Raw genomic sequence first — 13,902 nt, forward strand, 5'->3', positions numbered from 1 at the left:
TGAGGTCACGGCCCCCACGCCAGCCCCGATGCAGCACACCACAAACACACCAACCGACAAAGCAAAACGGGACAACAATATGCAAACCAAATTCATGACCGCCAAAGAGGCGGCACAACTGATCCAAGACGGCGACACCGTGGGCCTGATGGGCGGCGGTGGTGGCCTGATGGAAGCCACCCACCTGTTTGAAGCGGTGCAAGAACGCTTCCTCACCAGCCAGCACCCGAAAAACCTCACCGTCATGCACGCCCTGGGCATTGGCGACAAAAAAACCAAAGGCATGAATTGCTTCGCGCACGAAGGCCTGGTCCAACGCGTGATTGGCGGTCACTGGGTCTGGTCACCGGCCATGCAACAACTGGCCCTGGCCAACAAGATCGAGGCCTACATCCTGCCCGGCGGTGTGAGCAGCCAGCTCATGCGCGAAATCGGCGCAGGTCGCCCCGGACTCATCAGCCACGTGGGCCTGGGCACCGTGTGCGACCCGCGCCACGGCGGTGGCAGGATGAACGATGCGGCCCGAGACGACCTGGCGGAAGTCATCCACATCGACGGGCGCGAATACCTGCGCTACAAACCCTTCCCCATCCATGTGGCCATCGTGCGGGCCAGCGCGGCCGATGAAGACGGCAACATCAGCTTTGAGCACGAAGCGGCCAACCTCGACGCCCAATCACTGGCGCTGGCGGCGCGCAACAGCGGCGGCGTGGTGATCGTGCAGGTCAAAGAGCGCCTGCCCAAAGGCGCGCTCAAGGCCCGTGAGGTGCGCATTCCCTCAGCTTGGGTGGACGCCATCGTGATCGATCCCGAGCAGTCCACCAGCTACGCCATCCCGTTCGACCCAGCCTTCAGCGGCGAGCTGACCGGTGCCGAGCGCGCCGCCAGCGAAACCGAAGACCACGCCCGCGAACTCGCAGCCTCAAAGGAGGCCTTCAGCGAGCGGCAGGCCGTGGCGCGCCGGGCGTATCAGGAACTGTTCAACACCGACAAGGCCCGTCCGGTCATCAACTACGGCGTGGGCGTGCCCGATGCCGTGGCCAAACTGATCGCGGCGCGCAACGAGCAGCACCGCATTTACCAGACCATCGAGCACGGCACCTACGGCGGCACGCTGATGGACGGCGTGCTGTTTGGCTATGCGCGCAACGCGACTGCCATGCTGGACGCCGCCACGCAGTTCGACTTCTACGGCGGCGGTGGTCTGGACATTGCCTTTTTGGGCTTTGGCGAGTTCGACGAAGAAGGCTCGGTCAACGTCTCGCGCCTGGGCGGCGTCACAGTCGGCCCTGGCGGCTTCATCGACATCGCGCAAAACGCCAAAAAAGTGGTGTTCTGCGGCACGCTGGCCGCCAAAGGCGTGAAGCTGCACACCGGCGATGGCCAGATGCGCGTGACCGCCCAGGGCACTGTCAAAAAGCTGGTCAAAAAAGTCGACCAGATCACCTTTTCAGGCCCGCAAGGTCTGGTGAGAAAACAAGAAGTTCTGTATCTGACCGAGCGCGCCAGCTTTCGCCTCACGCCCCGGGGCATCGAGCTGTTCGAGATCGCCCCGGGCATCGACCTGCAACGCGATGTGCTCGACCAGATGGACTTTGCGCCGCGGGTGGCTCAAGACCTGAAGGTGATGGACAGCGCGCACTTCACCGCCTGAGCACGTTACAAGACCACCCGCAACGGGGCACCACTGCCCCGTGGGCTTGCAGACCAGCCAGCGGACGAGACCGCCGGCAGCACGATCAAGCTGGGCGCAAACCTGCCACAGCAGCCATGCTGTGTGTCTGGAACTGCCACGCCGAGGCTGTGGTCAGGTCCGATGGCATGCTGCCCCGCTGCTCAGCCCCGAGATCAATCAGCACCATGCGGTTTTCCTCGCCGGACTCGTCCGAAGTGGCATCGATTCGCAACGTCATGGCGGCGCGGTGGGCTGTGGCGGGCAAGGTGACCACGCAAAACCGGCGACATTGACCGCTCAGCACTTCGTGGTGGAAAACCATGAACAGCGCGCGAGAGGGCTCATCCAGCAGATCGACGAAGGAGGTGTTGTGACACTGTGAACGCTGGATGTCGAGCAAGATGGCAGCCGCCAGATTGGTTTGGGTCACACGCGCTTGTGTGTTCAGGGTCACAAAACCCACAGGCGCAAAGTCGTAGACATCCACGTATTTCTGCAAATCCAGATGCGTTGACTGCGGCAGCTCATGGTCAGCAGCCATCCCGTACGGCGTACCCTGCGACACGGGACGTTGTGACAACCGGGACATGCGCTGCACATGCTGCACCGACTCGGACTGGATGCGTTCGTAACATTCGCAGACTGAATGCATCAGTCTTTCGCGGTCGCAGATGGTGATTTTCCCGCGGCTGTTGCGAATCACGCCGGCGTTTTGCAGTCGACCTGCCGCCTGTGTCACCGACTCGCGCCGAACGCCCAACATGTGTGCAATGGTCTCGTGCGTCACGCTCAGCTCATCGCCGCCCAAGCCATCCGCATTCCAAAGCATCCACTGGCTCAGCCGTTCGCTGACCGAGTGGTGCCGGCTGCACACGATGCTTTGCGCCATCTGCGCCATCAGCGACTGCACATAACTCAAGCTCAACTGCTGCAGCTGTTCACAGTCTCGCAGACAACGCATGAAACGTTCAGCGGGCATGCGGTACGCTTGGCCCGCGCTCTGGATCTGCACGCTGTGTTCCATGGATGTGGCACCCAATGCCAAGGGCACGCCGATCAAACCATTGCGCCCTGTCAAGGCCAATTCAGCCGTTTCGCCCTCTGCCGTGCTGGAAAACAGCGACGCCGTGCAGGAAGTTGGAAAGTAAACATGTTGCAACGCATGGCCTCGTTCATAGATGAGCTGACCGGCCTTCAGGTTCACCAACTCCAGGCCTTCGGCCATGGCGGCATAGTGCGGCTCGGACAACGCGGCCAGTATCTGATTGCGGCGCGGATCGCCAGACCACACTTTGCGCACCGGCAAGGATTGCGCATAAGCATGCGTCACATCATCGGCCGGATCGTCCAACAGCGCTTTGAACGCCTGACCGCCGTGCAGTCGGGCTGGCACGTGAGAGCTGGTTTGCAACTGGGTCCACATGTTGATCTCCATTTGAAAATGCCGCCGCAACCGCTGCAGCAAGGCCATGGACACATGCTCAGGCAATCCAGAAAGCACGTCGATTGATCCGATGGTTTGTTTGCATCAACCATTGGGTCTATACCCGGCCAGGGCTATTTCCAGCAAACACAGAACATGGTGGAGGGTTTACACCGCTCGGCCTATGGCCATCCACCTCGGGGGCCATACCGCCTGCGTACAACTTGGACTGCCTGAAAACACACCCAATGCTCAATAGCCATGTGCGCTGCCAATTTACAAGATGTCAGCGCGGTGAACTTCATGTTGGCCGCTCCGTGATCGGGACTCGGATCAATCAGTCGAGACTCACATCGACGCCCCTTTGGAGAATACGATGAGCAAAAAAACCAGCACATGGAACAAAGCATTTTCAAATGCGTCCACCGAAGACACCTCTGCCCCAACGGACTTGCTTTACGGCCAGGTCACCGCACTGAATGCGACCGAGGGCATGGGTCTGAGCACATCAAGTGCTCTGACATCCAGCACACCAGCCACACCCACCCGTGATTCAGGCACGGCAACGGCACAGCAGCCCATCTTGAGCGCAGGCATCGCGCCTGCGGCCATCACCTACCCCAGCACCAGCATCAGCAAGGTCTACCAGCATTGGGCCGACGGCGATGCGGCCAGAGCCACTGCGCCGGAATGGAACAACAACATCCTGTCGGACGGCAAGTCCGATTACTTTGAAGGCGAGGTGGTGCCGCACGTCTACTTCTACAAGGCCAGTAACAACGCTCCGCTGGTCACAGGTCAGACCTATTCCTTCAACATCACCTACAACCACTACCAGGCCAACACCAATGCCGGTGGCTTTGTGTACATGACATCGCCCGACGCCAGCCGCAACACCAGCAGCTTTGCCGGTGGTGATGCACAAGCGGACAGCGGTTTCTCCAATGGCGGCGGCATGCATGGCAGCTTTCACACCGTCAACGCCGACATCACCGCCGTCAGCGGCGTGAGCTACCTTGGCAGCGCAGGCAGTTCGCTGGACGGCAAAGTCACCGTCACCTTTGTTTACACCGGCCCCACCACCACGTCGGGTGGTGCTGAAATCCAGTATGGTTTGCTGATTGCCGCACCGGGCAATGTGGCTGACCAAGGCAAGGGCATGACCGACGGTGCCAACGCCTGGACTGGCGGCTCGCTGCAAACCACCGTGGACATCAACGGCAGCGGTGCCACCTCCATCCAGCTGGCCCCCTCGGCCATCATCGTGGGTGAAATCAGCGGCATGAAGTTCAGCGACCTGGATGGCAACGGCACACGCGATGCCGATGGCGTAGACAACCTGCTGGGTACCGCCGACGACGAAGTGGGCCTGGCCAACTGGAAAATTTTTGTCGACAAGGACAACGATGGTGCGTGGGATGAAGGCGAACAATTCGCCTTGACCGGTGCTGACGGCAAATACGCGCTCTCGGTGGTCCCCGATTCGGACCGCACCGATGCGGACAACGATGCCTACATCGTGCGCGAAGTGCAGGTCAGCGGCTGGGTTCAGACCACCGCCAACCCGGCCCCCATCCTGATCACCGCACTGGACCCCACCGAGCTGAATGTGAACTTTGGCAACATGCTGCAAATGCCCAGCCTGAACATCATCAAGGAGGCCACCGTGGAGGGCAACTTTGCCGATGCCGCAGGCGATGTCATCAGCTACAGCATTTCAGTGCAAAACACGGGCAACCAGACCTTGACCGGCGTGACGGTGAGCGACCCCTTCATCAGCGACCTGACACGCCTCGAAGATGCGGCCACAGCAGACAACGAGCTGGACGTGGGCGAAACCTGGCATTACACCGCCACCCACAGCGTCACGCAGGCCGAGCTCGATGCCGGCAGCGACATCGTCAACACGGCCACGGCTGACTCGGATCAGACTGGTCCGGACACCGACGACGCCGCCATCCCCGTGTACGCCAACCCGCTGCTGAACATCACCAAAGAGGCCCTGGTGCCTGGCGGCACGGCCGACGCCGCTGGCGAGGTGATCAGCTACACCATCGCCGTGCAAAACTTGGGCAACCTGACCCTGACCAACGTGACGGTGACAGACCCCTTCATCAGCGACCTGACACGCATTGAGGACGCGACCACGGCAAACAACGCGCTCGATGTGGGCGAAACCTGGCATTACACCGCCAGTCACGTGGTGCTGCAAAGTGAAATCGATGCGGGCGGCAACATCAACAACACCGCGACCGCCGACTCACTGCAAACGGGACCCGACAGCGCCGATGCCTTCGTACCGGTGGAGCAGCGCCCCGCGCTGAACATCACCAAAGATGCCAGCATTGACGGGGGCACTGCCGACCAGGCGGGTGAGATCATCAGCTACAGCATCGCCGTGCAAAACCTGGGCAACCAGACCTTGACGAACGTGACGGTGACGGACCCCTTCATCAGTGACCTTGCCCTCATCAACGACGCCGCCTCTGCCGACAACGAACTCGATGTGGGCGAGACCTGGCACTACACCGCCAGCCACGCTGTAACCCAGTTCGAGATCGACACCGGCACCCATATCGTCAACACGGCGACCGCCGACTCCGACCAGACCGGCGAGGACACCGACGATGCCGCTGTGCCCGTCGTGCAAACCCCCGCCCTGGCCATCGACAAGGCCATCACAGGGATTTCGGGTGGCAATGGCAATGGCAGTCTCGATGCCGTGAACGACGTCATCGGCTACACGGTCACGGTGATCAACACCGGCAACCAGACGCTCAACCAGGTCACCGTGGACGACCCGATGACCGGACTGACCATCTCCGGTGTGACCTTGGCCCCGGGTGCCAGCCAAACCTACCAGACCAGTTACACCCTCACCCAGAACGACCTGGACACCTACGGTGGCGGCGACGGGTTCATTGAAAACACCGCCACCGCCGACAGCCTGGAGACAGGGCCTGTCAGCGACACCGAGGAAATCGAGATCTTCGTGCGCTCGGCCCTGTCCATCGACAAGCGCCTGGTCAACATCACGGGCGGCAACGGCAACACGGTGGCCGACGCTGTGGGCGACACCCTCAACTACACCGTGACCGTCACCAATTTGGGCGTGCTGACCCTGACCAACGTCAGCGTGGTGGACCCCAACAGCGGTCTGAACATCACAGGCGTGACCCTGGCCCCTGGCGAAAGTCAGGTGTACATCACCGACTATGTGCTGACGCAAGCCGACTTGGACAACAATGGCCAAGGCGACGGCTACATCGACAACATCGCCACGGCAGACGCAGACCAAACGGTGCCGGTCAGTGACAACGAGTCCACCGCCTTGCTGCGCACTGTGGGCCTGGGCATTGAGAAGTCGGTCACCAGCGTCGGAGGGGGCAACAACAACCTGTTTGTCGATGCGCCAGGCGATGTCATCCAGTACGCGATCCGCGTCTACAACGCCGGCACGGTGACCCTGACGGGTGTCACGGTCACCGACGAATTGACGGGTCTGGCAGAGAACGTGCCCGATCTGGCACCCGGTGCCAGCACCACCTACACCACCAGCTACACCTTGTTGCAGGCCGATCTGGACAACAACGGCGGGGGCGATGGCCGCTTGGACAACACCTCGGTGGGCGACTCGGACCAGACCACAACGGTCAGCGACACCGAGTCGGTTCAATTGCTGGCGGTGCCTATCCTGTTTGTGGACAAGTCGTTCGTGAATGTGACCGGTGGCAATGGCAACGGCATCGTCGATGCTGTGGGCGATCAACTGAACTACCAAATTGTGCTGGCCAACGCCGGCAACGTGACGCTGACGGATGTCTCACTGGTTGAAAGCCTGACCTCACTGTCATACACCGGCATGACACTGGCCCCAAAGGATGTCGCGGTCTACAACGTGAGCTACACGCTGACCCAAGCCGATCTGGACAACAACGGCGGCGGTGACGGCTACATCGACAACATCGCCACCGCTGACAGCGCACAGACCATCGCCATCAGCGACACCGAATCAGTGCCGCTGCTGCAGCGAATTGGCATGGCCTTTGACAAGGAGTTTCAAGGGGTCACCGGCGGCAACGGCAACAACCTGGCCGACTTCGCGGGCGATGTTCTGAACTACAGCTTCGACGTGACCAACTTGGGCAGCGTGACCTTGACCAACGTCACGGTGGTGGATGACCTGACCGGTTTGAGCGAAACCCTGGCCTCGCTGGCACCGGGGGCCACACAAACCTACACCTCCACCTATACCCTGCAGCAGACCGATCTGGACAGCGACGGCGGCGGCAACCGCCAGGTGGAGAACTACGCCAGCGCCGACACCGACCAGACCGGTACCTTGGTGGACTTTGAAAGTGTGGCCATCATCTACGACGCGCAGATCGATCTGACCAAATACGTCTCGGTCGATGGTGGTGGCACTTGGGACGATGCCAACACCCTGACGGGGCCGACGCTGTCTTCTTCTGCGAGCATCAACCCGATGTTCAAGTACACCGCCCTGAACAACGGCACGGTGACGCTCCATGGTGTCACGCTGACCGATGCAGCCTACGACCTGAACGGCGGCGATGCGGGCACAACTTGGGACTGGGGCACCCTCGCGCCCGGGGCTCTGGCCGAGTTCGTTTTTGAGGCGCCGTTCACGCCGGGACAAAACTCCGGCGACGCCACCGTGACCGCCACCGCGCTGTCGGTGGTGGTGGACATCGACAACGCCTACTACCTGGGGGTCTGAGCCCCTGCGCCATGCCGCAATAGCCAGCGCATGAGCAACCGGTTTGCGCGGTGTACAAAGCGGGTCTGTCTGAAAAGACAGGCCCCTTTTTTTTGAAATCATCACAGCAGCACACAGCCACACCGAATTCGATACCTATCGCCGGGATAGCCCCTGTGATCTGCCTAAAACAAACCTTCTGTGGGATGGCTTCAGAACATGGATGAACACACCATGAGCAGGCTGCAGAAAAAATGTCTACAGCCCCCTCCAAAGGGGTCGTCCATCAACACACGTCAGCCATCGCAATGGTTGGCATTTTGGAGTTCACCATGGCTAAAAAATCCACCTCCGGGAAAAACCCGTTCTCCCGCGACACCCTCAATGATGATGAAGGTTCCGAATCGCTTGTCGGTCAAGTCAATGCTTTGGCCGTTCAGGACCATGCCGTCAGCTTGTCACCCATGGCGACCAGCAAACCAGTTGCCTCAGCTCTGCAGAGCCCGAGCACCTCGGCAGGCACCAGCGCTGCTGTGCTGGCGGATGCGCCTACCGTCCAGGCAGCGGCATCGTCCAGCGTGAACAAGGTCTACCAACACTGGGCCGATGGCGATGCCGCGCAAGGGACATCGGCCGACTGGAACAACAACATCCTGTCGGACAGCAAATCAGACTACTTCGAAGGCGAAGTCGTGCCCCACGTCTTCTACTACAAGGCCAGCAACAGCCAGCCCCTGGTCAATGGCCAGAGCTACTCGTTCAATGTGACCTACAACTACTACCAGGCGGGCACCAACGCCGGTGGTTTCCTGTTCATGACCACGCCCGACGTGGACCGAGACCCGACGAACTTTGCAGGCACGGCCCCCACAGATGACGGCAGTTTCACCAACGGTGGCGGCATGCTGGGCAGCTTCCAGACTGTCAACGCCAACATCACCGGCGTGAGCGATGTCAGCTACACCACCCGTGGCGGCGGCACCATGGATGGCCACGTCACCATCACCTTCACCTACACCGGAGCCACCACATCCAGTGGCGGTGCCGAAATCCAGTACGGCATGATGATCGCCGCCCCAGGGGATGTACCCGACCAGGGTCTTGGCGCAACACTGGGTGCCACAGCCTGGACCGGCGGCTCGCTGCAGACCACGGTGGACATCGGTGGCAAAGGTGCCACCTCGATTCAACTCATGCCCTCGGCCATCATTGATGGCGAAATCAGCGGCATGAAGTTCAACGACATGGACGGCAACGGCCTGCGCGATGCCGACGGTGCCGACAACACCCTGGGCACTGCGGACGACGAGGTCGGCATGGCGGGCTGGACCATCTTCCTGGACCAGGATGCCGATGGCGTGCTGGATGCAGGAGAGCGCTCTGCCGTCACCGATGCCGAGGGTCGCTACAGCTTCTCGGTCACGCCCGATGCTGACCCCATGGACCCCGACAACGACGCCTATGTGGTGCGTGAAGTCCAGCAAACCGGCTGGATTCAAACCAGCGTGAATCCTGAAGGCATTGTGATCACGGCCATGCACCCCAAGGTCATGGATGTGAATTTCGGCAACCAGCAACTGATGCCCTCGCTCAACATCGTCAAAGATGCAGCAGTCCCCGGTGACACGGCCAACGTGGTGGGTGAAGTTATCACCTACACCATCACGGTGCAAAACACCGGCAACCAGATGCTCACCGGCGTCACGGTCAGCGATCCGATGATCAGCGATTTGATGCTGGTGGCCGATGCGGCTTCGGCCGATGGCGAACTGGACGTGGGCGAAACCTGGACCTGGACTGGCACCCATGTGGTGACCCAGGCCGACATCGACGCTGGCGGCTACATTGTTAACGTTGCCACAGCCGACTCGGACCAGACTGGCCCTGACACCGACGATGCCTCTGTGATGGTGGAGCAAGCCGCTGCGCTGAACATCGTCAAGGACGCATCTGTGGCCGGAGGCACTGCCAACGCCGCTGGCGAAGTCATCGACTACACCATCGCTGTGAGCAACACGGGCAACCAAACCTTAACAGGCGTCACCGTAGCCGACCCGTTCATCAGCAACCTCGTGCTGGTGACCGATGCTGCCTCGGCCGATGGCGAACTGGACGTGGGCGAGACCTGGTCCTACACCGCCAGCCACGTCGTCACGCAAGCCGAGATTGACGCAGGCACACCCATCGTCAACGTCGCCACCGCCGACTCCAACCAGACCGGTCCTGACACCGATGACGCTTCTGTGGCCGTGGAGCAAGCCGCTGCGCTGAACATCGTCAAGGACGCTGCTGTTGCAGGTGGCACCGCCAACGCCGCTGGTGAAGTCATCGACTACACCATCGCTGTGAGCAACACGGGCAACCAGACGCTCACCGGTGTAACCGTCGCTGACCCGTTCATCAGCAACCTGACCTTGGTGGCCGATGCTGCTTCGGCCGATGGCGAACTGGACGTGGGCGAGACCTGGTCCTACACCGCCAGCCACGTCGTCACGCAAGACGAGATCGACGCAGGCACACCCATCGTCAACGTCGCGACCGCTGATTCCAACCAGACCGGCCCTGACACCGATGACGCATCCGTGACCGTGGAACAGACTCCAGGTCTGAACATCGTCAAGGACGCATCCGTGGCCGGAGGCACTGCCAATGCCGCTGGCGAAGTCATCGACTACACCATCGCTGTGAGCAACACGGGCAACCAAACCTTGACTGGCGTCACCGTAGCCGACCCATTCATCAGCAACCTGACCTTGGTGGCCGACGCGGCTTCGGCCGATGGCGAGCTGGATGTAGGCGAGACCTGGTCCTACACAGCCAGCCATGTCGTCACACAAGCCGAGATCGACGCGGGCACTGCCATTGTCAACGTCGCCACAGCCGACTCCAATCAGACCGGTCCTGACACCGACGACGCTTCCGTGACCGTGGAACAGGCTCCCGGTCTGAACATCGTCAAGGACGCTGCTGTCGCTGGTGGCACCGCCAACGCCGCTGGTGAAGTCATCGACTACACCATCGCTGTGAGCAACACGGGCAACCAGACCCTGACTGGTGTCACGGTGGCCGATCCGTTCATCAGCAACCTCGTACTGGTGGCCGATGCGGCTTCTGCCGATGGCGAACTGGATGTAGGCGAGACCTGGTCCTACACCGCCAGCCACGTCGTCACGCAAGCCGAGATCGACGCGGGCACACCCATCGTCAACGTGGCAACCGCTGATTCCAATCAGACCGGCCCTGACACCGACGACGCTTCCGTGACCGTGGAACAGGCTCCCGGTCTGAACATCGTCAAGGACGCTGCTATTGCTGGTGGCACCGCCAACGCCGCTGGTGAAGTGATTGACTACACCATCGCTGTGAGCAACACGGGCAACCAGACGCTCACCGGTGTAACCGTCGCCGACCCCTTCATCAGCAACCTCGTGCTGGTGACCGATGCGGCTTCTGCCGATGGCGAACTGGATGTGGGCGAAACCTGGTCCTACACCGCCAGCCATGTCGTCACACAAGCCGAGATCGACGCGGGCACACCCATCGTCAACGTCGCGACCGCTTATTCCAATCAGACCGGCCCCGACACCGACGATGCATCCGTGACCGTGGAACAGACTCCGGGTCTGAACATCGTCAAGGACGCTGCTGTTGCTGGTGGCACTGCCAATGCCGCAGGCGAAGTCATCGACTACACCATCGCTGTGAGCAACACGGGCAATCAAACCTTGACAGGCGTCACCGTAGCCGACCCATTCATCAGCAACCTGACCTTGGTGGCCGACGCGGCTTCGGCCGATGGCGAGCTGGATGTAGGCGAGACCTGGTCCTACACAGCCAGCCATGTCGTCACGCAAGACGAGATCGACGCGGGCACACCCATCGTCAACGTCGCGACCGCTGATTCCAATCAGACCGGCCCTGACACCGATGACGCATCGGTGGCCGTGGAACAGGCCCCTGCCATCGCATTGGACAAAGCCATTGCCAGCATCACCGGCGGCAATGGCAACACCGCCGCCGATGCAGCGGGTGATGCGGTCAACTACACCATCACGGTGTCCAACCCGGGCAACATGACCTTGACCGATGTGACCGTCTCAGACGTTCTGACCGGCCTGAATGTGGTGGGCGTCACCCTGTCACCCGGACAAAGCCAGACCTTTAACACCAGCTACATCCTCACGCAACAAGACCTGGACAGCAACGGTGGAGGCGATGGCTATGTGGAGAACACCGTCACTGCCGACAGCGCGCAAACCGCTGCCGTGAGCGATATGGAGCCCATCCAGGTGCTGCCACGCCCTTCGCTGTCGCTGAACAAGTCTTTGGTGAGCATCACAGGCGGCAACGGCAACGCCGTTGCGGACGCTGCAGGCGATGTACTGCAGTACACGGCCACTGTGACCAACGAAGGCAGCATCACCTTGACAGGCGTGTCGGTGGTGGACCTCTCCACCGGTCTGAATGTGAATGGCGTGACACTGGCCCCCGGTCAAAGCGCGGTGTACAGCTCGTCTTACACCCTGACCCAGGCCGATGTGGACAGCAATGGCGATGGCGACGGCTACCACGACAACACGGCCACGGCGGATTCCGACCAGACGGCTGAGCTGTCGGATACCGAGTCCACCCCTTTGCTGCGCACCATTGGCCTGGGCGTGGAAAAGAACGTCTCGGGCATCACCGGGGGCAACAACAACGGCTTTGCCGACCAAGCCGGTGAGTTGCTGAACTACACCATCAACGTCTACAACGCAGGCACCGTCACCTTGACCAACGTTACCGTGCTGGATGACCTGACCGGTCTGAGTCAAACCATTGCTTCTTTGGCACCTGGCGCCAACCAGTTGTACCAGACCAGCTACACACTGACCCAGGCCGATCTGGACACCAATGGCGGCGGCAACGGCTACATTGAGAACGCGACGGTGGTGGACTCGGACCAGACGCTCCCGGGCTTCGACAACGAAACCGTGCAACTGATCCGGTCTCCGGTGCTTTACCTTGACAAGACGTTCTTGAACGTCACAGGCGGCAACGGCAACAACCTGATCGATGCCGTGGGCGATGTGCTGAACTACCGGATCGTGGTGGCCAACCCCAGCAACGTGACCTTGACCGAGGTGTCGATTGCGGAACCCTTGACCGGCCTGGCCGTCAACAACCTGACCCTGGCACCCGGACAAACCCAGACCTACCTGACCAGCTACACGCTGACCCAGTCCGATCTGGACAACAACGGCGGTGGCGATGGCTACATTGACAACGTGGCGGTGGCGGACTCGGCTGAAACCACGTCTGTGAGTGACATCGAATCGGTCCCTGTGCTGCGCACCATTGGCATGGACTTCAACAAAGGCATCCTGAGCATCGACGGTGGCAATGGCAACGCCTTGGCCGATGCGGCAGGTGACGTGGTGAACTATGTCTTCACGGTGAACAACCCGGGCACCGTGACACTGACCAATCTGACGGTGGTGGACGATCTCACCGGCATGAGCGAGTCGCTGGCTTCGCTGGCCCCCGGCGCGACAGTCACTTACACCTCCAGCTACGTGCTGACCCAGGCTGACCTGGACAGCAACGCCGGAGGCGACGGTGTGCTGATCAACACCGCCACCGCCGACACCAGCGAAACACCGGTGTTCACGGACTCGGAAGGCGTCACGGTGGTCTACCAGCCCATCATTGACTTGACCAAGTACGTGTCGGTGGACAACGGCGTGACCTGGGACGATGCGAACGGCCCCACAGGCCCGTTGCTGTCGTCGGCCTCGGGGATTGATCCGCAGTTCCGTTACACCGTGACCAACAGCGGCAACATCACACTGGCCGACGTCTCACTCACCGATGCCGTGTATGACCTGAACGGCGCTGCGGCTGGCACCGCTTACTCGTTCGGCAGTCTGGCTGTGGGTGCCTCTGCAGAGTTCATCTTCACGGGTGCTGCATGGGCTGAAGGTCAACAGTCTGGCGATGCGGCGGTGTCGGTGGCATCGATGCCCACGGTGCTGGACATCGACAACGCCTACTACCTGGGTGTCTGATGTGACTGACTGACTGAGTGACTGAAGCACGATGCCC

4 protein-coding genes are annotated in these 13,902 nt (G+C 61.0%); 3 read left to right on the top strand and 1 reads right to left on the bottom strand.

All coding sequences use genetic code 11. The features are described from left to right. The first annotated feature begins 79 nt into the window (after positions 1–79). On the top strand, positions 80–1,654 hold the full coding sequence (locus B9Z47_RS06350) for an acyl CoA:acetate/3-ketoacid CoA transferase (RefSeq protein ID WP_108330738.1): 1,575 nt from the start codon (positions 80–82) through the stop codon (positions 1,652–1,654). 85 nt (positions 1,655–1,739) lie between these two features. Here B9Z47_RS06350 and B9Z47_RS06355 read toward each other — a convergent pair whose 3' ends face one another. Then, the gene (locus B9Z47_RS06355) at positions 1,740–3,098 is read right to left on the bottom strand and encodes a helix-turn-helix domain-containing protein (protein ID WP_158271638.1); all 1,359 of its coding nucleotides are present in this window, start codon (positions 3,096–3,098) and stop codon (positions 1,740–1,742) included. Between the two features lie 376 nt (positions 3,099–3,474). Here B9Z47_RS06355 and B9Z47_RS06360 point away from each other — a divergent pair, with 376 nt between their 5' ends. Continuing rightward, entirely contained in the window at positions 3,475–7,839 is a 4,365-nt protein-coding gene (locus B9Z47_RS06360; protein ID WP_108330406.1) for a DUF11 domain-containing protein, read from the top strand. A 311-nt stretch (positions 7,840–8,150) separates the two neighbouring features. Next, complete coding sequence (locus B9Z47_RS06365) at positions 8,151–13,865, top strand: DUF11 domain-containing protein (RefSeq protein ID WP_146185769.1); 5,715 nt, start codon at positions 8,151–8,153, stop codon at positions 13,863–13,865. The last annotated feature ends 37 nt before the right edge of the window (positions 13,866–13,902 follow it).

Source organism: Limnohabitans sp. 2KL-1 (genome assembly GCF_003063435.1).
Taxonomy (GTDB): Bacteria; Pseudomonadota; Gammaproteobacteria; order Burkholderiales; family Burkholderiaceae_C; genus Limnohabitans_A.